Consider the following 21188-nt stretch of genomic DNA (forward strand, 5'->3'; position numbering starts at 1 on the left):
TAAAAATCTGCACTCACGCGCCCTTCGGGGCATTTTTTTACGTTTTATACCTGCTCCTTAACGTATTTCAGCAGTCCACCGGCCAGCATAATCTCGATTTGACGCTCGGATAGGCTGTGTTTTACCGGATAAGCCTTGTCTCTGGTGAGGTTCCGTACTGTAAGCGTATTGGTGACCAGACCCTGCCGAACATCCTCAAGCAACAGCACATCACCGGGGTCAATAGTGTCATAATCCTCATCATTAACAAAGGTAAGGGGCAGCAGGCCAAAATTCACCAGATTCTGCATGTGAATCCGGGCAAAGGATTTAACCAGCACCGTCTTAATACCCAGGTACAGCGGTGCCAGCGCAGCGTGCTCCCGGCTGGAGCCCTGCCCGTAATTTAAACCGCCCACGATAATACCACCTCCGGCGGCCAGTGCCCGCTCGGCAAAAGTGGCATCCACCCGTTCGAAGGCGTGCATAGAAATAGCCGGGATGTTGGAGCGCAACGCCATAATATTAGCACCGGCAGGCATAATATGATCAGTGGTGATGTTGTCCCCAACCTTCAGCAGTACCTCGCCCTTTATTTCCCCGGGCAATGAACTGGCCACAGGCAACGGCTGGATGTTGGGTCCACGTACTATACTCACATCTTCCCTGTTAGCCGGCGGCACAATTATCATCCGGTCATCCACCGGGAACTTTTCCGGCATCTCAACCTTAATCGGCTCGCCCAGATCACGGGGGTCGGTGATGACACCGGTCAGGGCTGCTGCAGCTGCAGCTTCACAGCTCACCAGGTAGATTTTGGCGTCCACGGTACCGCTGCGCCCTTCAAAATTACGGTTGCAGGTACGCAAGGACACGCCCGCAGAACAGGGAGATTGACCCACACCAACGCACGGTCCGCAGGCACACTCTAACATCCTCGCTCCCGCAGCCACCAGGTCGGTCAGTGCACCGTTGGCCGCTAAACTCACCAGCACCTGCCGCGAGCCAGGCGCAATCACCAGGCTCACCCCGGGATGCACTGTTTTCCCTTTGAGAATAGCTGCCACGCGCATTAAATCGGTATAGGATGAGTTGGTGCAACTGCCGATAAACACCTGGTCCACTTTCCGGCCGGCCACATCGGCAATTTTAACTACATTATCCGGCATATGCGGCAGTGCAATCAACGGCTCCAGCTCACTCAGGTTAATTTCCAGCACTTCATCATACTCAGCATCCGGGTCTGGTCCCAGGGCCACAAAATCACCGGCCCGCTCCTGGGCGGCCAGGAACCTGGCGGTAACCTCATCGCTGGGGAAGATGGACGAAGTCGCCCCTAGCTCCGCGCCCATATTGGTAATCGTTGCCCTGTCAGGCACACTAAGATATGACACCCCCTCCCCAGTATACTCCATTACCTTACCCACCCCGCCTTTAACAGTGAGCAGCCTGAGCACTTCCAGGATAATATCCTTGGCGGTCACCCAGGGAGCCGGCTTACCATACAGGTGTATATTGACCACCTGGGGCATACTTACATAAAAAGGGTAACCGGCCATAGCCGTGGCCACATCCAGCCCGCCTGCCCCGATGGCCAGCATACCCAGGCCGCCGCTGGTGGGGGTATGGCTGTCCGAACCCAGCAAGGTTTTGCCCGGCACCCCAAAACGCTCCAGGTGTACCTGATGGCAAATGCCATTGCCCATGCGGGAGAATTTGACCCCGAATTTAGCGGCGGCGCTTTGTAAAAACCTATGGTCATCCGCGTTTTCATAACTCACTTGTAAGGTATTATGATCCACATAGCTGACTGAAAGCTCGGTCCGCACAGCAGGAATACCGATAGCCTCAAATTCAAGGTAAGCCATAGTTCCCGTAGCATCCTGAGTGAGGGTCTGGTCTATCTTCAACGCAATTTCCTGCCCTGGTATCATCTCACCCTCCGCCAGGTGAGCTGCAATAATTTTCCTGGTCATATTTTGGCCCATTTTGCCCACTCCCTTTCTTGTCACGCCGTATATAATCTAAAAAGCAGCACTTTAATCAATTAACATTAATTTAAAATAATTCATTCACTTAACAGCCAGCCTGGTACAATAATGCTGCTGCTAGCGACAAAGAAATATCCATATTAATGTTCCACATTGACCCTCAAAATCCTTTCGTCAGATAGCCCTTCCTTACCGGAAAAACAGGCCTACAGCAGGCATAAAAAAACATAAAAAAAACCGGGCTATGACAACCCGGCTAAGCCAAATCGCATCTCCAAATTGAAATATCATTTAATCCTTCATTTGTTTGGCCAGGAAAACCGCTGCGGTTTCAGCCAGCTTATTTTCCAGATTGCCCATTTGCACATCATCATTAGTGGTAATAATAACGGCACCAATAGCATGGTCATTCGTCACGATGGGAGCAATCACACTGCTTTTAAAAATTACCCGCTCGTCTTCAGTTAAACTGTGTTCCTCCTGCAAGGTCTTCGCTTGAGCGCTTTGGATAATATCTTCCAGTACAGTCCCGATTGGCTTCTTTAGTAAATCCTTTTTAAAACCGCCGGAAACAGCAATAATTTCATCACGGTCAGCAATACAGACAATATAACCGATGGCCTCATGCAGAGAATCGGCATATTCCTTGGCATACTGACCCAAATCGGTAATGGGTGAGTATTTTTTTAATATTACCTCCCCTTCCCTGTCTACATAGATTTCCAGTGGCTCACCGTCTTTAATCCTCATCGTGCGCCTGATTTCTTTGGGAATTACAACCCGGCCTAAGTCATCTATCCTTCTGACGATTCCAGTAGCTTTCATATTATCCTCCTTTAGATTGATATTATATATTTCGCATGACAGTAGAGTAGATTTTCCGATATAAACTTATCATTAGTAGAAAAATATGAAAGTATGTGAGTAAAAAGAATCCATTCCTTAAAATCCCATAATTAACCACCTGCTGTATATCTGTCTAACTTCCATTATACATAATTCTTCTTAATATAGGAAACTTTTAGAAAAAACGACGTTAGATGATTTCCTTCAAAGCTTCTGTTATTTACTTCTCTCCTGTGTTGATATATGATTTAAAAGGAGTATAGATTGGAAGCCAGAAAATTATTCCTGAGGGTATCAATAATTTGCATTATTCTGGTTTTCATTGTGGTTCCGATGGTCCTTTCCTGATTACCCACCCATAACCTCTTTTATAGCCGGACGGTCACTGCTATTTTTTATATAAAATATGAACATGCACAAAAGGGTTCCAGGCTTAATTTAGCCTAGAACCCTTTTGTGCATTATAATGTGCGCACCTGGCTGCCTACCTGTTCTTGATATAAGTATGCGTTATATGGGGATGACTGGACTTTCGCGACTGAATTTGAAATTGCTTTAAGGACGAGATTAGTGGGGTAAGTTTGGCAAACCCATAATTCCTGGTATCGAAATCCGGATAACGTTTATTCAACTTCTTCCCTACTTCGCCTAAAAATGCCCAGCCATTATCGTCTGAAGTTTCGGTGACAATTACCCGGATAGTTTCAATCAGTTCATCGATACTGGCCATGCCTTCTTGCACATCTTCCAATTTTTCTGCTTTCTTAACTTTAGCTTCATAAGCAGTGGCCGTTACTGAAGCCAAGACCTCCAAATATTTAAATTTTTCACAAGCCGATATAAAAGGTGTCGGCGTCTTCTTCTCGCCCATACCAATTACATACATACCGGCTTCCCGTAAGCGGGCAGCAAGCCTGGTGAAATCACTATCGCTGGAAACAATGCAAAAACCATCAACGTTTCCTGAATACAGTATATCCATCGCATCAATAATCAAGGCCGAATCAGTTGCATTTTTACCTATGGTATAGCTGTACTGCTGAATCGGGGTGATGGAATAGTTCAGCAGTACCTTTTTCCAGGAAGACAGCCTGGGTGTCGTCCAATCCCCGTATATCCGCTTATATGTAGGTATCCCGTGGTTAGAGATCTCAGCAATTATATATTTGATATACCTGTCCGACACATTATCAGCATCAATTAAAACCGCAATTTTCTTATCACTTTCCATATGCTATCCTTTCCTGGACCCTACCGGGCTCGGGCATCACTCAATATAAAATCATGCAGTTGTTGTTTTGTGGCGGCAAGGTCAGATTGCAAGTAATAGACCCCGGCTATATTAGCATTTTGCCAGTACCCATCCTGGGGAAACCTTTCATGCTCCAGGATGTTAACCTGTTGCGTAAAACAACTCATACCCAGATTAAGTATGGCCGTTTTAGTCATGCTTGTTTCCACGTACGGTAGTATCCGGGCAACATAATTAGGTAAACTAGTTAAACCATTTTTTTGCACCTTATTAAATACAGCGGCCAGTACTTCCTTTTGCCTATCAATGCGCACAAAATCATTATCAAATTTGCGATTACTGACATAGGCCAAAACTTGTTCGCCGTCCAATAATTGCTTCCCACTTTTAGTTATGTACTTTGACCGGTCATCCATATAATCATTGATAATTTCTCTTTCCTCATCCTGCACATCAATAGTAATACCGCCTAACGCGTCAACAGCCTCCTTTAAGGTGCGAAAGTCAACGGTAACAAAATCACTGATGCTCGTATTAAAATTTTGATTAATCGTTTTTAAGGCTAACTGGGGGCCGCCATAAGCATAAGCATGATTAATCTTATCCTCACCATGGCCTTCGATAGGGACAATTAAATCCCTCATTATCGACGACATCTTTATGGTTTGCTGAGCAAAATCAATTGTACAGATAATAATAGTATCAGAACGGCCATTTTGTGCTCGCTGGTACCTGTCTAAGCCAAACAGCGCTATATTGACAATACCCTCCTGCTTGGGCAGGTTAGTTCCATCGGCTGTTTTTATCCCTAAGGCCTTATCTGTTTTATTTATCCGAACATGATCAATTTTATTGATTAAACTATAGGCAAAAGCAGAAGGGATTATTATAAATAATAAGACCAACAAAGCAGCTTTTTTAAACATAAAGTCATACTCCATTATTTTAATCCACATTAATAAGCGTAATAACTTGTAAACCATTCAGCAAACCTGAGCAGCCCTTCCTCAATACTGGTGCTGGGTTTGAAACCAAAATCCCGTTCCAACTTGGCAGTGTCTGCGCAGGTCCTGAGCACATCTCCGGGCTGCATGGGCAGAAATAATTTGTCCGCCGCTATGTTTCTCCCGGTGGTTTGAGCCAATGCCTTTTCCAGGGTTTTAATGAAATACATCAACTGCTCGGGGTTATTATTGCCGATATTATATACCTTGTGTCGCACGCCGGCTTTAGCAGGGGGGTTACCCAGTATCCTTACCACACCGGTAATGATATCATCGATATAGGTAAAGTCCCGGTACATTTCACCGTGGTTAAAAACAGTAATAGGTTCGCCCTTCATAATCTTCCGACTAAAGGAGAAATAGGCCATATCAGGGCGGCCAAGCGGCCCGTAAACAGTAAAAAACCTTAAACCAGTAGCGGGTATCTGGTAAAGATGGCTATAAGTGTAAGCCATCAGCTCATTAGATTTTTTTGTAGCGGCATAAAGGGAGATCGGGTGATCAACACAATCCTCCTCTGCAAAGGGTACTTTTTTATTGGCCCCGTAAACAGAGCTGGAAGAGGCATAGACCAGGTGTTCAACACCCTGTGCCCCGGTATAGGAATGCCGGCAGGCTTCCAGAATGTTAAAAAAACCGATGATATTGCTCTGTATATAAACACCGGGATTTTCAATACTGTAGCGCACCCCTGCCTGGGCTGCCAGGTTAACTACAATCTGGGGCTTGTATAAGTTAAATATAGTATTTACAAACTCCTGGTCCGCAATATCACCCTTGAGAAAGGTAAACAGGCTACTGTTTTCCGTCTGTGTAAGACTATCCAGCCTGGCCTGTTTTAAGGAGACCTCATAATAGTCGTTGAGATTATCTACACCAATCACCCGGCAGCCCGTTGCAAGCAAGCATTTGGCCAGCCAAAAGCCGATAAACCCTGCTGCCCCGGTAATTAGATAGGTCTTGGTTGTATCTAATTCCCTGTAATCCGCTCTCATCTAAAAAGCCTGCTCCTTTAAGCTTATATTACCCGGCACATTTGTTAAGCAATGATCTGGCGATGACCTGATTTCCTCGCACTGCCGGTTTTAACATCTTTGCTTACCACTGCCGCACGGCCAATAGAATAATACTCCACTCCCGCGTCCTGCATCTCGGTAATTTCGTAAATATTCCTGCCATCATAGACCAATGGCGTGCGCATCAGCGCAACATAGTCTGCCGGTTGCACAGCTTTAATCTCATCCCACTCGGTAAATATAAAGCAGACGTTAGCACCGATTAACCCTTCTTCCGGCCGGTCTACATACTTAATATTATACTCACCTTCCGGGTACATCTGACTGAAATTAGCTCGTCCCACAGGGTCATAAGCGTAAACTTTTGCCCCACGCTCCAATAGCAAAGGGATATTGGCCAGGGACGGGGCTTCCCGCAAATCGTCTGTTCCAGGCTTGAATGTCAGTCCCAGTACCGCCACTTTCAAGCCATCAAAAGTGATCAGCCGGTTGGATGCTTTCTTATAAAGAAGGGTCTTCTGATCATTATTTACTTCTACGGCAGCATGAACTGTCCGCAGGTTATAGCCATGTTGCCTAGCCAGGTAGGCCAGCGCCTTGGTATCCTTGGGGAAGCAGCTGCCCCCGTATCCAATACCCGCACTTAAAAATTTGCTGCCAATTCGCTCATCGAAGGACATGCCCCGGGCTACGTCCTGAATATCTGCACCTACCAGCTCACAAAGGTTGGCAATATCATTCATATAGGATATTTTCAGCGCAAGAAAATCATTAGAGGCATATTTGATCATCTCAGCCGACCGCCTGCTGACCGAAACAATGGGCAGATTAAAAGGTTCGTATATCTTCATCAGCATGGCTTCAGCCCACCGGCTTTCTGTGCCGATAATAATTCTAGCTGCCTCCAGGGTATCCCGTACCGCCGTGCCCTGAGCTAGAAATTCGGGATTGCTGGCCACCTCTACTATAACATCATGCACCAGGAAATCATGAATAAACTGCTCCACTTTATCATTCGTACCTACCGGGACGGTTGATTTTACCACCACCAGGCAATCCTTTTCGATGGCTTCGGCAATTTGCCTGGCCACAGTGGCAATATGAGACAAGTTAGCGGAACCGTCGGGCTGCTCAGGGGTGCCGACACCAATAAAGATCGCGTCGGCATCTTTGTAAGCCCGTACGTGATCAGTAGTAAAAGTTAACCTGCCTGCAGCGTAATTTTTCCGCATCAACTCTTCTAAGTCAGCTTCATATATGGGAGAGATGCCCTGTTTGAGCATATCAATTTTATCTTTGTCGATATCCACACAGGTAACCTGGTGACCAACTTCAGCAAAACACACGCCGGCCACCAATCCTACATAACCTGTACCGGCCACAGAAATTTTAAAGCTCTGGGGGAGCTGCATTACACTATACCTCGCTTTAACTAGATTTGTATATATACAAAAATAGCGTTTAGTTGCTCTACCCAATACGAACTTAAGCCGTCTTAACAGCTTATAGTGATAATTACATTAGAAATCTTTTCAATGAAAAAATAAAGATTTTCAAAGAATCCTGCCTAGCATCAAAGCCTCGCCCCTTACCCTGGCTGCAGCTGCCTCCTGCCCCCATCCGGTTTCCCTAGCCACAACCTTCATTATGTACCCCAAAAACTCCTCTCTCAAATCTTCCCTCCGCAAAGCCATTTCAACTGTAGCTTCTAAAAAGCCCAGCTTGTTTCCCACGTCATACCTTATACCCTGAAAATTATAGGCATACATAATCTCTTGCTGAGCCAGCTCTTTCAAAGCATCAGTAAGCTGAATCTCGCCACCTATACCCGGTTCGGTATGCTCCAGAATGTCAAAAATGCCTGGATTGATGATATACCTGCCTAAGATAGCCATATGGGATGGGGCTTCTTCCTGTGCCGGTTTTTCCACTAACCCTTTGACCTGATAAACCCGGTCGGCAATTAACGTACCATCAACAATTCCATATTTGCTGACTTCTTGTGGAGCTACTTCCTGTACACCCAGAATAGAAGCCGGGTATTGCTCATATACATCAAGCATCTGTTTTAAACAAGGTTGTTCAGTATGGCTATTATGTACGATATCATCTCCCAGGAGTACCGCAAAAGGCTCGTTGCCAATAAATGTACGAGCGCAATAGATGGCATGTCCCAGGCCATTGGGGTCTTTCTGTCTAATATAATGAATATCCACCATCTCAGATACGTTCCTAACTATTTCAAGTAAATCATGTTTATTCTTTCTTTCCAGTTCCAGTTCAAGTGCAACCGAGCGGTCAAAATGATCCTCAATAGCTCTTTTACATTTCCCGGTAACAATTAAAATTTCAGTAATACCTGAAGCAATCGCTTCTTCAATAATATATTGAATCGTAGGCTTATCTACAATGGGCAACATTTCCTTAGGCATCGCTTTGGTCGCCGGTAAAAAACGAGTACCTAAACCAGCTGCCGGTATAACTGCCTTACGTACTTTCATGATCTAACCCTCCTTATTTCCTGACGCTGTCTTTCTGCAATTTTTTTCTAAAACTACAATATAGTAATAATTAATTAAAGTGAGCATGCTCCTTATGGTATTGTTTCGGTTACTTAATTGGTTGGATTGCACCGGCCTGAGAAGATAAATGAAAAATCATTCTATTTACCTTAAGCACAAGTTACTGTTAAGACCAGCTAAAAAATCACCTAGTTCTTTTGTGCTTATGACTATATTATATCAGATTTTCAACGGTTAAATTAAAGTTTAGATGCAATATTTTCCGGTTTCGCCCAGCTTACTGCCAGCCAGGCTAACCATAAATTTGCTCAAGTAAAAAGTACCTAAAGTATAGGCAAAGTGCTATAATGTTTAATAATAGATTATTCATTAAACTCTTTAAATTTTTAAAATAACCCTTTTGCTAAAAGTTCGTAGCTGCGCTGTCCGGTATCGTAAAAAAAGTTAGGGTGCATAATTAGCCCACCTTTATAAACTTTTATACAGGGGAGGAAACAAATGCCGAAATTACTGCGTGCAGACCAAATGAAAAAATGTATCGGCTGCTATTCCTGCATGCTAGCCTGTGCACGTACGCTGCAGCATGATTTTTCACCCCGCAAAGCTGCGATCCAAATTAGAAGTGTCGGTGGCTTACAGAGCAGACTCGTGGTTGATATCTGCCGCGGCTGCACAGATCCCCCCTGCGCTCTAGTCTGTAATTGCAATGCCTTGACCCCCCGCCGGGGTGGCGGAGTGCGTTTTTATAAGGATAGATGTATCGGGTGTGAAAAATGCGTGGAAGCCTGTATAGTGGGTGCGATCCGCTTTGACGAAGACAATAAACAGCCGATCATCTGCATCCAATGCGGTACCTGTGTGAAATATTGTCCCCATGAAGTTCTTTCCATGCACGAGGTCTAACGCCAATATAGCAAGGGGGTCTTTAAATGACCAGAACATCCTCTATCAGAATACTGGATATAAATCTAACTGATAAAAAATTTCAAGTAAAGGAAAGGGAAGATCTGGCACCATTTTTAGGCGGCACGGGGTTAGCCACCAAATTGTATGCCGAATATGTAGCTTACGATAAACCACCACTGGCTCAAGAACAACCCATCATAATAACGTGCGGACCACTGTCAGCAATCTTCCCGATGGCCACCAAAGCAGTAGCCACGTTCCGCTCCCCGCTGACCGGCGAATGGGGAGAAAGCCACGCCGGTATGCGTATTGCTTTTGCCATGCGCTTTGCCGGTTTCCGGGCTATCATTATTCACGGCCGGGCAGAGCGCCCTGTTTATTTAAGCATTGGGCCTAACCGGGTCGACTTTAAGGATGGCACGCCCCTGTGGGGGATGCCCACAGATGAAACCGGGCGTATTCTACGCCAAATTTCACCCGGGCAGGGCTTTCGCAGCTGCCTGCGCATCGGGCCGGCAGGAGAAAACCTGGTGGCCTTTGCCAATGTTAACGTGGACACTTACCGGCATTTCGGGCGCCTGGGCTTGGGAGCAGTATTCGGTTCCAAGCAGCTTAAGGCAGCCGTCATATACGGTGGCAACTCCGAACCCATCCCCGACCCCAAGCAATACCGGGAAGTTTACGATACCATTTATCACCTAGCCGTAAACACCGATATTATGGAAAAATACCACGGCCTGGGCACTTCCGGAAATATCGCCGCCTTGAGCGCCCTGGGAGCACTGCCCACAGAGAATTTACAAAAAAATACCTTTGAAGGGAGCCAGGCTATCTCCGGGGAAGCCTTTGCCCGGGACACCCTGGTACGTAAAGTTGCCTGTACAGGCTGCCCGGTGGGCTGCATCCACATCGGTGTTAGGCGCAAACTGTTTGCCGAAGGGCACGAGTATGAATCAACTTATATAGCTTACGATTATGAGCCAATTTACGCCCTGGGCACTATGCTGGGTATATCTACTCAGGAGCAAATTTTTGATTTAATTGACTATGTAGAACAGTCCGGCATGGACGTCATGTCTACCGGTGTGCTGCTGGCCTGGCTGACGGAAGCTTATCAAAAGAATATTGTAACAAAAGAAGCACTTGGTATTGAACCTGCGTTTAACAACGTAGATAATTACATGAAGATAATGGACAACATAGTCAGTCAGCCCAACGAACTCTACCGCTTGCTGGCGCGCGGCACCAACCAGGCGGCGCAGAAACTGGGCGGGTTGGACTACGCGCTCACCTTAGGCAACCATGAAATGGCCGGTTATCACACCGGTTATGGCAACCTGGTTGGTCTAGCCTTAGGACCACGTCATTCCCACCTGGATAATAGCGGCTACTCCTTTGATCAGAAGGCATTGCGCAACAACTTAAGCCGAGAACAAGTCGTTCGGGAAATTATAGCCGAGGAAAAATGGCGCAATGTGCTGAATAGCCTCTGTGTTTGTCTTTTCGCTAGAGAAGTTTACACCAGGGAAAATATCTGCGCAGCCCTCGCCTGCGTACGCATCAACATGACCGGCGAGGGGCTGGAAAAACTAGGTGACGAGGTATTTCGCTTGAAAAACCAAATCCGGCTACAGCTGGGCTACAACCCGGGTAATTTAAACTTTGCCAACCGCTTTTTCGAAACCCCTGCTATGGGCCAGGAGCTAGACCGGGAAATCCTGGCTGACATGATCAATATGTACCGCAGCCAGGCTGGGATATAACTCGCTAAAAAAACAGCATTCCCTACCTGGTTAACCCCGGCAGGGAATTACTTTTAAAGTTGCAGTATTAAGTTACTTAAAACAGCCCACCCGTAGCAATTTTACGAATGTGCTGTTTTTCCTGATCAATAATTTTGCCGATGATGTCTTTGCCCGAAGCATCCACCACATTGTATAGTTCCTGGAAAATCAAGATGGAGTCTTTTTCAAATTGCATAGCAACCGCCAGGGCTTCCCTTACTGTTGTGACACCTGCGGCCAATTTGTCAACATTGTCATGATTAAACACATGGTTGTCAATCAACGCATGCATATAGTTGCTATATTCATTCACATAGCTTTCATTAGGAACGAACTCCTGTCCTAGACCAATACCCAGCGCTTCAAAGTCGATGATATGCTGTTTTTCTTCCGATGCCAGGGCGGTAAACATCTCTTTGATTTCTGGGTCGCCAACCTTGTCTACAGCAATTTCATAAAATTTCTGCCCTTGCTGCTCAACGGCTACCGCTAGTTTAACAATCTCTTCACCGCTGAAATTAATCACGCTCCATGCCATAGCTATTCACCTCTTATTTAATTAAATTATTATTTAGTACATTATAGCATGTAATAATAAGTTAAACCATACTTTTCTCAAATCGCCAGGCATCACGACACATTTCGGCCAAACCTCGCCTAGCGGCCCAGTTAAGCTCCCGTCTGGCCTTGGAGGCATCAGCATAGCACTCGGCAATATCGCCAGGCCGTCGGTCCACTATGACATAGGGCACGTCAATGCCATTCACTTCCGCAAAGGTCTTGACCAGCTGCAAAACCGAAGTTCCCTGGCCAGTACCCAGGTTATAAATATGCACCCCCGCGGTTAAATGATTAAGTGCCGCCACATGCCCCTCCGCCAAATCCATCACATGGATATAATCCCTGACCCCGGTCCCATCCACGGTTGGGTAATCGCCGCCGAACACCCTTAACTTCTCAAGCTTGCCCTTGGCCACCTGGGTTACATAGGGCATCAGGTTATTGGGGACCCCGGTGGGCGCTTCACCAATCAAGCCGCTCTCGTGAGCCCCCACCGGGTTGAAATACCTTAACAAAGCCACGGACAACTTTGGATTTGCCCCGGCCGCATCAGTTAAGATGCGCTCGCTCATAGCTTTCGTTGCTCCATAAGGATTAGTGGCGGGTAGCAAGTCCATCGTCTCGATAAAAGGCACCTCATTCTCACCATACACAGTGGCCGACGAACTGAAAACAAACCGGTTGACACTGTATTTCTGACAGGCCATTGCCAACACCATTGTGCTGACCAGGTTATTATAATAATAAACCAGGGGTTTGGCCACAGATTCCCCCACCGCCTTAAAGCCAGCAAAATGAATAATCCCGTCAATTGAATGGTTTGCCATGATTTGCTCCACCGCTGTTGCAACCGTCACATCTACCTGGTAAAAGGGAACGTCGTGCCCCGTGATTTGTTTGATCCGGTCGATCGTCTCAGCCTTGCTGTTGCTCAGGTTGTCCACCGCTATCACAGTATGCCCCGCTTCCAGCAGAGCTACACAAGTATGGGAGCCGATAAACCCGGCCCCTCCGGTAACCAGTATATTCATATGTAAAATCAACCTCTCTGGTACATATACAGCTAATATTTCTCAAAGCCTGTATCTATTATATGCCGATTAGCTGTCCCCGTGTAGCTATATTATCGTTTGACCGACAAATTCACACTACCACACCATTTAACTAATTAGTCCTGACTGGGCCAAATTGCGGGGGCTTTGGAATAAGTTTGAAAAATAAATTGCTCCGTGTTACAATAATTTAAAGAAGTTAGGAAGGGATTGGTTAGATGAAAGAGTACCGCTATGAGAATGAGCAGCTGACCGTTCACTGGTATCCTGAATTGTGCTCGCACCCTGGCATCTGCCTGAGGACTTTACCGCAGGTTTTCGACGTAGATAAAAGCCCCTGGATTAATATTAATGCAGCTGAGCCGGAGGACATCATCAGTTGCATAGACAAATGCCCCTCGGGTGCCCTGAGATATTCCCTGCCGAAGGGTTCACGGGTAAACCCCCATAAAGCCACCGGTGTGGGCAGCCTCAATTATGAACAAGCCAACCCGGCCATAGTCAAGATCCGGGTAGTCGCCAACGGCCCCTTGCTTATCGAGGGCTCGGCTGTAGCAATAAATTTTGATGGAAAAACGCTTAAGGAAGGCGCTAAAATGGTGCTGTGCCGCTGCGGCTTGTCTGCAAACCGTCCCTTTTGTGATGGAGAGCATCACAAGCAAGGCTGGCAGGTGGATCAGAAATAACACGGCTAACAAAGCCCAGGCGTCTCTTTAATCATACTGCTAGCCGTATAGCTCTTCATGCTATCGTTGCCTTGCCACTAATCCCGGCCGGAAGTATTCGAATTAAGCGTATGGGTTCATGCAAAGTATTGGTTTTACTGATACGATGAGAAACATATAAATACCACCTAGTTAGCTCAATAGAGCCCCAGGGTAATTTTTTTGCCTGCAGACTAAACCCAGATATTTTCTTTTCTATTGACCATATAAAAACCCTTTTCCTGTAGGTGATGCTTACGGTTATAAAGCATTTCAGAACCGTCCATCTGCCTGCAGATACCTCCTGCTGCTTCAACAATACATTGCATTGCTGCAGTATCCCATTCAGCTGTCACACCAAAGCGATAATAGACATCCGCCTTTCCTTCTGCTACCATACAGCCCTTTAGTGAGCTCCCTACCTGGATAACCTCACTGATTAATGATCTATGTTGAGCAATGAGCTCCTCTTCTTTGGCCGAGGAGTGAGACTCACTGCCCACCCAGATCAGCTCATTTAATTTATTTGTAACGCTCAGCTTCTTGACTGCACCGGTGGCCAAGTCTTTTAAGTAGGCCCCATCACCCTTGGCAGCGTAATACATCTGCTGCATAACCGGAGCATAGATGACTCCTAAAACTGATCTATTCTTATATGTAAGGGCAATGCTCACCGTGAATTGACCATTCCGCTTAACAAATTCCTTGGTACCATCTAGTGGGTCCACAAGGAAGCAATAGTCATTCATCAATCTAGTTAGATCATCTTTTGCTTCTTCAGAAAGAATTGCATACTTGGGGAAGTATTTCTTTAACCCCTTAGTAATCATATCGTTGGCCGTTTGATCTGCTATGGTTACAGGCGAATTATCCTCTTTGCTTTGAACAGCAAAATCAGTTGCATAAATTCCCATGATTGCCTGACCTGCCTGGGTGGCCAAATTTTTTAATATGTTCAGTACAATGCCATTAGTATATTTTACATAACCCCAGTCCATGCTCATGTATATATTACCACCTTGCAGATCATCCAGCATTTACTGCAGACGCTTTAATTGTGTTTCCTACCGTTTTGCCCGGGATACCACCCAATGAAGTCATTCTGCAGGTAGGGCGGCTTTGTTGCCTGGTAAGCGACGACCAAATCATTTTCGGTTAAGTTAGGACATGCATTCGCTTTCACCAACAGGTTCGTTGGTGGTACCCAAAAATCCTCGCCCTTTAATGTAGTAGACATTAATTGGTTTTTCGTTTCGTAGGACATCAATGACAGTCTGCAGCATGCACGCAGGAAGATGCATTCTAATAATATCGCCATCGACAAAATCTGATTCAATAACAGCATTGGGATCATAAAACCGGAGCAAAGCAATCGTATTGCCCGACTCATCACTTAACTGAATCTGAGCTCGATTTTTTTGGAAACCTTCAGCGCCGCCGTAAAATAAAATGCTGTAATTTGCGACTCTTGCCATCTTCGATATCCTCCTTTATATATTTTACCCGTACCGGTCCGGCAATTGCTACTGCCTGTACTTATTCTTCTTCTGCCATTCTTCAAAGTCCCGATTTTTCAGAAAAGCTTTGCCACTGCATTGCTACTTCCATATAATAACAGGCTCTCTGCCAGTGTAATATCAAAATTTGAGGTCTTGATTTGTTTGTCAATGCCGTTAATATTAATAACCGTGGGGATTCCTATCGTCCTGGCATAGTTTCCCTTTGATTCGGAGATATGCTGCTTATCATGGGCGTCAATCATAGTATCGACCAAGTCAATCAAAAATCTACTGGATTTTTAATCTTTTTTTTTGCATTGTTTTGAATACTTCTCTTAAATTGGGTTCAATCAACTTAAAACCAATTGGCCAGAGTAGATTGATGGTGCTACAATAACGTACACCTTCCCGCTTTATCCGCGAGTTTGACGGGCTTAAAATATACAGCGGAATGCTCATACTTAATGACCCTGTAGCTTGTATTTGTTTTTTTCAGGGAATTGGTTTTTGCTTTATTAGCAACACCTCCAATTAATTAATTACAATGTTTACTGTCCTGGTAACCTGATCCCAATGGATATCCGCATTTAATAAATTGGCTACATCACGCAATTGCACCCAGTTACCCGATAGAAAAGCCTGGGCACGCCCATCCACAACACGCAGCGGCTCCTCAACTTCCAGAAGCCTTCCGTTCAGCATTAATTTCACAACATGTGGGTCAGGCTTGGGCGCATTCCCAAGGAGGATTTGCAGGCGTTCCCAGGGAAACTTGCTGCCCGGGCACTCCGTGGGGTTAACATCACGATGACTTTGAATTTTTAGCTTACCGTATTTACTCTCCAGATACTTAATAAGCCATACCAATGAGTCCAACTGCGCCAGGGAAGGTTCCCATCTGGAGAAATTACCCACCAGGCAGATACCAATACTATCGCTGTTGTTGGATTCCGCGTGTGCACCCACTGTGTTTTCCGGGCGACCGCGCTGAATTTCTCCACTGCCCATAACGACAAAGTGATAACCAATGCCAGCCCAGCCCCTGGATAAATGCCAGCGATGTATGGTGGCAGCATCCTCATCGCCCTGACTGTCTGAATGATGGAGCATAATTCGCCTGGTGGCAACTCGCTGAACCAATGCGCTATTAAAATTGTGGTTAATTTCGGTAATGTTCATTTATCCCTACCCCCTGTAGGTATTCTATTCAACAGCTTTTCGATTGGTTAATCAAATACTTGTTATCAACAAATACACTGACTGCTGAAATTTGTTGTTTAGATTTAATAACATGTCCATGATGCTATAATTATATAATTAGCTGAGCTGAATAGCAATAATCTTATGAATATTGTAAATACAAAGAAAATTAGAAGAAGGCAAAAAAAAAGTAATGCACCCACCATATCGTGAGTGCATTGCTAACGCGGGTTGACTAAATATCCAATTCCATATATTCCGGGCTTGATTCATCAGGAGACAAGCCCTTAAACATTAATTCCGGGATTTTGATGCTTACCTTGGTGCCGGCGGGTACTGATTTAGTTAAAAAGACATTACTGCCGATGGTTGCGCCCTTGCCAATGACGGTATTACCACCCAGGATGGAAGTACCGGAATAGACAGTAACATTGTCTTCAATGGTCGGGTGACGCTTTACACCGCGCAAATTCTGGCCTTCCCGGGGGGATAAAGCACCCAGGGTAACTCCCTGGTATATTTTCACGTTATCGCCAATGGTGGTGGTTTCACCAATTACTACTCCTGTGCCATGGTCAATGAAAAAGTATTTGCCTATAGTGGCGCCGGGGTGGATATCAATTCCGGTTACGTTATGGGCGTATTCGGTCATGATTCTGGGAATAAGCGGAACAGATAACAGATGTAGTTCATGAGCCATCCGATAAACACTAATGGCAAATATTCCAGGGTAGGCCAAAATGATTTCATGTTTATCCACAGCCGCGGGATCCCCATCAAAGGCCGCCTGTACATCCAGTTCTATAGTACTGCGCAGTTCCGGTATAGTACTTAAAAACTTATAAATAATCTCATCGGCCTGGTCGGCAATACTGCCTACCGCGTTAAGGTTAGGCCGGTGTTCCAAAGCTAAGATTATTTGCTCGTGCAGTTGCTCATGCAGGTGCATAAGCAGGTCGCCGATGTGGTATTGAATAGCTGTGGTCACTAAATGCCGCTGCCCGTAATATTCTGGGAACAGCAGTTCCCGGAGCATCAGGATGATTCTTATGATGGCGTCTCGTTTGGGCTGAGCAAAAGACTTCAGCGCCTCCTGCGGTTCTACCCGGTAACCGGCTACGATGGATTCAACCAGGTTATTGATTTTTTGTGGGTCAAGTTTGCTCATATTTACACCTTCATGTTGTTATCATAAAATCAGGATGGCAGGCAAAGTGCACCGCCGGTAGATTAAATTTTCTTTTATAAAGTTGTCTGTTGTTCTAACCGCTCCGGGTGGGTAAACACTGCCAGGTGATTTTCTTTAACCTGACCAACCAGAGCAATACCCAGATCCTCGGCCAGCAAGATGGCGTTCTTAGTCGGGGCATGCCGCGAAACCACAATGGGGACCTCCATTTTGGCTGCCTTGAGTAACATCTCGGAGGAGATACGGCCGGTGATCAGCAGCATTTTATCTCTGGTGGATATCCCCTTTAGGATACATTCGCCCTGAATTTTATTTAAGGTATTATGCCGTCCGATATCCTCAGCTACAACCAGCAGGTTGGCGGTATCGGTTAAAGCTGAAGTGTGAACGCCGCCACTGACCTTATAGAGTTCCATCTTCTCCAGAAGCTCCTGCATAAGGACAAGAACTTGCTCCGGTGCAACCTTTAGACTAGAATTAATTTTTTGTCCTTCGGGTCCCTGAGTCTTATAAATTGAGCTGCCGCTGCACCCGAGTTTTCGCAACGTGGGCAGTGCAAAATCCGGGTTGTTCAACATTACATCTGCCAATGCATCCTCCGGGCTTACCCGGATGCTCGCCAAGTCATCGGTCCCGGTGATGATTCCCTCCGCATATAAATACCCGTAAGTCAGGCAATCCAGTTTGTCCGGTGTGCATAGAATGGTGACCAGCGCCTGCTTGTTAACATATATGGTGAATTCCATCTCGCATGGCACATGCACTGAAACGCTGGTCCATGACCCGTTACCATAGCGATTGCTAACTACTTCCGCCACCACTCCTTTAATCTCCGGTCCAACCTTGTTGGGCATGTTTTTATTCCCCCTTTCCTTTAGCTAACCTTAAATAGCATTAACCTCTGTCTTAACTTTAATATATCATTAACGCAGTAAAATATCTGAAAAAAATTCTTAAAATAAATATATACAATCCCGATGGACTAAGTCAAGTATCGATTGATATAAAATTACTCAGAAACCGTACCTCACCAGAATACTAACTAGTAAAGCCGAATGATTGCTTTTTATAAAACAAATTATAAATGTATTAAAGCCTGCACCGCCCAATGGGCTTTGCCGCTATGTGACGCCTGCCGGGTCGGTAGATTACCTCACCGGGGAAGGGGTTATTCAGTGTTTATTTGATGCAATGCTTGGAGGCAGGAGTAATAGAATGTTTAACCAAGTTGAGCATACACTCTAAAGGTAATCAAAACCGGGGCACGCTAGCAGCTGCACCTTATAATCCTGATTGCATTGTATCGGCCGGGCTATATCCGGTCCATTTTAGCGCTGGCCGGGCTCGCTGGATGCGGTGCCTCGAGCCAAATCGGCCAGGGTATATGAGTCCAGAACTTCAGCAATGGAATCCCTTACTTCGCTCCATAAACTCCTGGTGGTACAATTTTCAAAGCGCTCGCATGCTTCAGGATTAGTTTCGCTAACACATTCAACAGGGGCAATCGGCCCTTCTAAGGCCCGGATAATATCCCCGGCAGTAATGTTTTCAGGTTTTTTCACGAGCATATAGCCACCTTGAAAGCCTCGGATACTTTTTACCAGTCCAGCTCTTTTTAGGGGAATCATCAGCTGTTCCAGATAGCGCTCAGAGACGCCTTGACGTTCAGCTATGCTATGTGTAGCGATTGGTCCCTCATCTGTGCTCTGAGCCAAGTCAATCATTGCCCGCAGTCCATATCTCCCTTTAGTAGATAATTTCAATTGCAGCATCTCCCATCAACGTTCTATACTGTAATTTATATTAGCTAAAAACATATTTAATCGTTTTTTATAGCCGTGATATTTTTCCTGATGGCTCCTGAACGGTTATACTGGTTATGCTCTTTAGTTTAATATACATAAACCCGATAGAGGAAATCAAGTATTAACCGGTTACAGACAACTGCGCAAATTCGGGTTTTATACTGGCAAAGACAGTGTGCTTATAGCCCGGATAAATAAAATCGGCGTGAATTTCATCAGCCACCACGGTTACCCCGTGCCGGAGACAGATATCACCCAGCCGGGTAATCTCCTCCTCCGTCCAAACCCTGCCTACTGGATTATGCGGGCTGCACAGTATAAATAATTTCACGTGCTTGGAGATGATTTGATGCTCAAAATCCTCATAGTTTATCGTATACCGGTTCCCTTCCATAAAACCAGTTTATTTACCACCAGGCAACGCTTATTAGACAAAACAGACCCGGCAAAGGGATAGTACACAGGCTGCTGGATAATTACGCCGTCACCCACCTGGGTCAAAGCTCGGATCGCGGTGCAGATAGCATTAACGACTCCTGGTGTATTCACCAGCCAGTCCGGCTGCACTGGCCAGGCATGACTCTGCCAAAACCAGTTCTGCAACGCTTCCCAATAATCCTGCCCGCTTTCAGAATAGCCAAAGATGCCGTGCCGTCATATCTCAATTAAGGCATTAATAACAAAAGACGGTGTTCTGAAGTCCATATCGGCTACCCAAAGCGGCAGTATATCCTCAGGCGCACCACTTGGCGTTAAAGTCATATTTGATACAATCGGTGTTTTTGCGGTCAATAATTTCGTCAAAATTATATTAACAGATCATCAACAAGTCTCCTATCTGCAATATCAATACAAATATCCATTTTAGCACCATGTTTTCCACTACAAGATATGTTAAAATCCTGCCGTTGTCAACTTAGCCCAAGACAGAGATAAATTGTTGATGAAAAAAAGGCTATATTGTATAATAATTAAGTATTTGATCATATTGTCCGAAATAGGAAAAGGGGGTTAAAACCAAGTGTTAGACCGCAGGATTACAAAATGGATCGGCGTGCTTATGTTCCTGACGTTGTTTGGTTGGCAGTTTTATTTTCTAAAAGACGACGTGGCGGAAGCCGGGTGAGCATCCTCCAAGACACCGGTGGTGAAAACAGATGAAGCAACGGAACTTTCCGGCGATGCAGCCACGCTAAATGGACAAATGACTGAGTGCTATGGAGAAATCAAAGAGTATGGTTTTTATTTTGGCACAGAACTGACCAAGACAGACCAGAAAATAATCGTCGGCGAAAAAGAGTATGTCGCCAAGCCCTTTAGTAAGAGGATTGACCAGCTTAAGCCCGGTACGTATTTCTATAAGGCGTTCGCCACGAATGCTACAGACACTGGTTATGGCCCCCTGATGGAGTTTACCATTAAACAAACAAGCGGAGATAACAATACTGCACCTGATGGCATAAAGGTTAAATTAGATGACCAGCTGCTAACCTTTGATGTGCAGCCCTCTATCTCTAACGGCCGCACCTTAGTACCGCTTCGCGGCATTTTCGAGGCCCTGGGTGCTAACGTAAGCTGGGATGGTGCTGCCCGCAAAATTATTGCCACCAGGGGCGATTTGGAAATCACGCTGGTCATTAATGGTGCGGCTAACATAAACGGTGTCATAGCCCCGCTTGATGAGCCGGCCAGGATAGTAAGCGGCAGAACACTTGTACCACTGCGGTTTGTTTCTGAAGCTATGCAGTGCAAGGTTGATTGGAATGGCGCGGCTCAGACCGTCACCATAACCAGTATACCCTAAACTGGCTGCCAGTGCCCGAACGGCGTTATGCAAAATTGTTAAATCTCTACCAAGCCTTAACCAAAAATAGACAG

The 21188-nt window shown here is 45.6% G+C and carries 21 protein-coding genes; 4 read left to right on the forward strand and 17 right to left on the reverse strand.

The features are described from left to right. Nucleotides 1-44: 44 nt before the first annotated feature. The 7 genes from SPSYN_RS09240 to galU all read right to left on the reverse strand — a co-directional run bounded on the left by SPSYN_RS09240 (nt 45) and on the right by galU (nt 8589). Nucleotides 45-1967 carry an aconitate hydratase gene (locus SPSYN_RS09240; RefSeq protein ID WP_161822153.1) on the reverse strand — a complete coding sequence of 641 codons (1923 nt, stop codon included), beginning with the start codon at nt 1965-1967 and terminating at the stop codon, nt 45-47. A 294-nt stretch (nt 1968-2261) separates the two neighbouring features. Beyond that, a complete protein-coding gene (spoVT, locus tag SPSYN_RS09245) occupies nt 2262-2795 on the reverse strand; it encodes a stage V sporulation protein T (RefSeq protein ID WP_161822154.1) in 534 nt (177 codons plus the stop codon). Nucleotides 2796-3300: 505 nt separating this feature from the next. Further along, nucleotides 3301-4047 (reverse strand): NYN domain-containing protein, encoded by a 747-nt coding sequence (locus SPSYN_RS09250; protein WP_161822155.1) that lies wholly within the window; start codon nt 4045-4047, stop codon nt 3301-3303. Nucleotides 4048-4067: 20 nt separating this feature from the next. After that, nucleotides 4068-4994, reverse strand: coding sequence for an LCP family protein (locus SPSYN_RS09255; protein ID WP_161822156.1), 927 nt, complete (start codon nt 4992-4994; stop codon nt 4068-4070). A 29-nt stretch (nt 4995-5023) separates the two neighbouring features. After that, the gene (locus SPSYN_RS09260; protein WP_161822157.1) at nt 5024-6067 is read right to left on the reverse strand and encodes a GDP-mannose 4,6-dehydratase; all 1044 of its coding nucleotides are present in this window, start codon (nt 6065-6067) and stop codon (nt 5024-5026) included. 44 nt (nt 6068-6111) lie between these two features. Continuing rightward, a complete protein-coding gene (locus tag SPSYN_RS09265) occupies nt 6112-7500 on the reverse strand; it encodes a UDP-glucose dehydrogenase family protein (protein ID WP_161822158.1) in 1389 nt (462 codons plus the stop codon). 141 nt (nt 7501-7641) lie between these two features. Beyond that, nucleotides 7642-8589, reverse strand: a complete 948-nt coding sequence (galU, locus tag SPSYN_RS09270) for a UTP--glucose-1-phosphate uridylyltransferase GalU (protein WP_161822159.1) — start codon at nt 8587-8589, stop codon at nt 7642-7644. 519 nt (nt 8590-9108) lie between these two features. Here galU and SPSYN_RS09275 point away from each other — a divergent pair. Together SPSYN_RS09275 and SPSYN_RS09280 are read left to right on the forward strand one after the other, a co-directional pair. Further along, on the forward strand, nt 9109-9513 hold the full coding sequence (locus SPSYN_RS09275) for a 4Fe-4S binding protein (RefSeq protein WP_161822160.1): 405 nt from the start codon (nt 9109-9111) through the stop codon (nt 9511-9513). 26 nt (nt 9514-9539) lie between these two features. Beyond that, on the forward strand, nt 9540-11279 hold the full coding sequence (locus tag SPSYN_RS09280; protein ID WP_161822161.1) for an aldehyde ferredoxin oxidoreductase N-terminal domain-containing protein: 1740 nt from the start codon (nt 9540-9542) through the stop codon (nt 11277-11279). A gap of 76 nt (nt 11280-11355) precedes the next feature. Here SPSYN_RS09280 and SPSYN_RS09285 read toward each other — a convergent pair whose 3' ends face one another. Together SPSYN_RS09285 and galE are read right to left on the reverse strand one after the other, a co-directional pair. Beyond that, a complete protein-coding gene (locus tag SPSYN_RS09285) occupies nt 11356-11838 on the reverse strand; it encodes a ferritin-like domain-containing protein (protein ID WP_161822162.1) in 483 nt (160 codons plus the stop codon). A gap of 61 nt (nt 11839-11899) precedes the next feature. After that, the gene (galE, locus tag SPSYN_RS09290) at nt 11900-12892 is read right to left on the reverse strand and encodes a UDP-glucose 4-epimerase GalE (protein WP_161822163.1); all 993 of its coding nucleotides are present in this window, start codon (nt 12890-12892) and stop codon (nt 11900-11902) included. 239 nt (nt 12893-13131) lie between these two features. On the opposite strand from galE, the gene SPSYN_RS09295 reads away from it, so the two are divergent. Further along, nucleotides 13132-13599, forward strand: a complete 468-nt coding sequence (locus SPSYN_RS09295) for a (4Fe-4S)-binding protein (RefSeq protein WP_161822164.1) — start codon at nt 13132-13134, stop codon at nt 13597-13599. A gap of 212 nt (nt 13600-13811) precedes the next feature. Here SPSYN_RS09295 and cysQ read toward each other — a convergent pair whose 3' ends face one another. The 8 genes from cysQ to SPSYN_RS16330 all read right to left on the reverse strand — a co-directional run bounded on the left by cysQ (nt 13812) and on the right by SPSYN_RS16330 (nt 19913). Next, entirely contained in the window at nt 13812-14621 is an 810-nt protein-coding gene (gene cysQ, locus SPSYN_RS09300; RefSeq protein WP_243152980.1) for a 3'(2'),5'-bisphosphate nucleotidase CysQ, read from the reverse strand. Nucleotides 14622-14777: 156 nt separating this feature from the next. Then, the gene (locus tag SPSYN_RS09305; protein ID WP_161822165.1) at nt 14778-15092 is read right to left on the reverse strand and encodes a hypothetical protein; all 315 of its coding nucleotides are present in this window, start codon (nt 15090-15092) and stop codon (nt 14778-14780) included. A gap of 555 nt (nt 15093-15647) precedes the next feature. Beyond that, entirely contained in the window at nt 15648-16295 is a 648-nt protein-coding gene (locus SPSYN_RS09310; protein ID WP_161822166.1) for an N-acetylmuramoyl-L-alanine amidase, read from the reverse strand. 256 nt (nt 16296-16551) lie between these two features. Beyond that, on the reverse strand, nt 16552-17484 hold the full coding sequence (gene epsC, locus SPSYN_RS09315) for a serine O-acetyltransferase EpsC (RefSeq protein ID WP_161822167.1): 933 nt from the start codon (nt 17482-17484) through the stop codon (nt 16552-16554). 74 nt (nt 17485-17558) lie between these two features. Continuing rightward, nucleotides 17559-18359 (reverse strand): formate dehydrogenase accessory sulfurtransferase FdhD, encoded by an 801-nt coding sequence (gene fdhD / locus SPSYN_RS09320; protein ID WP_161822168.1) that lies wholly within the window; start codon nt 18357-18359, stop codon nt 17559-17561. 474 nt (nt 18360-18833) lie between these two features. Further along, the gene (locus SPSYN_RS09325; RefSeq protein ID WP_161822169.1) at nt 18834-19268 is read right to left on the reverse strand and encodes an RrF2 family transcriptional regulator; all 435 of its coding nucleotides are present in this window, start codon (nt 19266-19268) and stop codon (nt 18834-18836) included. 163 nt (nt 19269-19431) lie between these two features. Continuing rightward, nucleotides 19432-19704: an aminotransferase class I/II-fold pyridoxal phosphate-dependent enzyme gene (locus SPSYN_RS16325; protein WP_341478867.1), complete on the reverse strand. Its 273-nt coding sequence runs from the start codon at nt 19702-19704 to the stop codon at nt 19432-19434. After that, entirely contained in the window at nt 19680-19913 is a 234-nt protein-coding gene (locus SPSYN_RS16330) for a hypothetical protein (protein WP_341478868.1), read from the reverse strand. Before SPSYN_RS16330 ends, SPSYN_RS16325 begins: the two co-directional genes overlap by 25 nt. Nucleotides 19914-20457: 544 nt before the next feature. On the opposite strand from SPSYN_RS16330, the gene SPSYN_RS09335 reads away from it, so the two are divergent. Continuing rightward, nucleotides 20458-21114, forward strand: coding sequence for a copper amine oxidase N-terminal domain-containing protein (locus SPSYN_RS09335; RefSeq protein ID WP_161822170.1), 657 nt, complete (start codon nt 20458-20460; stop codon nt 21112-21114). Nucleotides 21115-21188: the final 74 nt, after the last annotated feature.

Source organism: Sporotomaculum syntrophicum, assembly GCF_009932395.1.
In the GTDB taxonomy this organism is placed as follows: domain Bacteria; phylum Bacillota; class Desulfotomaculia; order Desulfotomaculales; family Desulfallaceae; genus Sporotomaculum; species Sporotomaculum syntrophicum.

What these genes read in the sequence shown, in the direction of transcription:
- SPSYN_RS09260 (WP_161822157.1), bottom strand. Translation starts at nt 6,067, where the DNA reads ATGAGAGCGGATTACAGGGAATTAGATACAACCAAGACCTATCTAATT.
- SPSYN_RS09250 (WP_161822155.1), bottom strand. Translation starts at nt 4,047, where the DNA reads ATGGAAAGTGATAAGAAAATTGCGGTTTTAATTGATGCTGATAATGTG.
- galE (WP_161822163.1), bottom strand. Translation starts at nt 12,892, where the DNA reads ATGAATATACTGGTTACCGGAGGGGCCGGGTTTATCGGCTCCCATACT.
- galU (WP_161822159.1), bottom strand. Translation starts at nt 8,589, where the DNA reads ATGAAAGTACGTAAGGCAGTTATACCGGCAGCTGGTTTAGGTACTCGT.
- SPSYN_RS09240 (WP_161822153.1), bottom strand. Translation starts at nt 1,967, where the DNA reads ATGGGCCAAAATATGACCAGGAAAATTATTGCAGCTCACCTGGCGGAG.
- SPSYN_RS09305 (WP_161822165.1), bottom strand. Translation starts at nt 15,092, where the DNA reads ATGGCAAGAGTCGCAAATTACAGCATTTTATTTTACGGCGGCGCTGAA.
- spoVT (WP_161822154.1), bottom strand. Translation starts at nt 2,795, where the DNA reads ATGAAAGCTACTGGAATCGTCAGAAGGATAGATGACTTAGGCCGGGTT.
- SPSYN_RS09310 (WP_161822166.1), bottom strand. Translation starts at nt 16,295, where the DNA reads ATGAACATTACCGAAATTAACCACAATTTTAATAGCGCATTGGTTCAG.
- fdhD (WP_161822168.1), bottom strand. Translation starts at nt 18,359, where the DNA reads ATGCCCAACAAGGTTGGACCGGAGATTAAAGGAGTGGTGGCGGAAGTA.
- SPSYN_RS16325 (WP_341478867.1), bottom strand. Translation starts at nt 19,704, where the DNA reads ATGGAAGGGAACCGGTATACGATAAACTATGAGGATTTTGAGCATCAA.
- epsC (WP_161822167.1), bottom strand. Translation starts at nt 17,484, where the DNA reads ATGAGCAAACTTGACCCACAAAAAATCAATAACCTGGTTGAATCCATC.
- SPSYN_RS09280 (WP_161822161.1), top strand. Translation starts at nt 9,540, where the DNA reads ATGACCAGAACATCCTCTATCAGAATACTGGATATAAATCTAACTGAT.
- cysQ (WP_243152980.1), bottom strand. Translation starts at nt 14,621, where the DNA reads ATGAGCATGGACTGGGGTTATGTAAAATATACTAATGGCATTGTACTG.
- SPSYN_RS09265 (WP_161822158.1), bottom strand. Translation starts at nt 7,500, where the DNA reads ATGCAGCTCCCCCAGAGCTTTAAAATTTCTGTGGCCGGTACAGGTTAT.
- SPSYN_RS09255 (WP_161822156.1), bottom strand. Translation starts at nt 4,994, where the DNA reads ATGTTTAAAAAAGCTGCTTTGTTGGTCTTATTATTTATAATAATCCCT.
- SPSYN_RS09275 (WP_161822160.1), top strand. Translation starts at nt 9,109, where the DNA reads ATGCCGAAATTACTGCGTGCAGACCAAATGAAAAAATGTATCGGCTGC.
- SPSYN_RS09295 (WP_161822164.1), top strand. Translation starts at nt 13,132, where the DNA reads ATGAAAGAGTACCGCTATGAGAATGAGCAGCTGACCGTTCACTGGTAT.
- SPSYN_RS09285 (WP_161822162.1), bottom strand. Translation starts at nt 11,838, where the DNA reads ATGGCATGGAGCGTGATTAATTTCAGCGGTGAAGAGATTGTTAAACTA.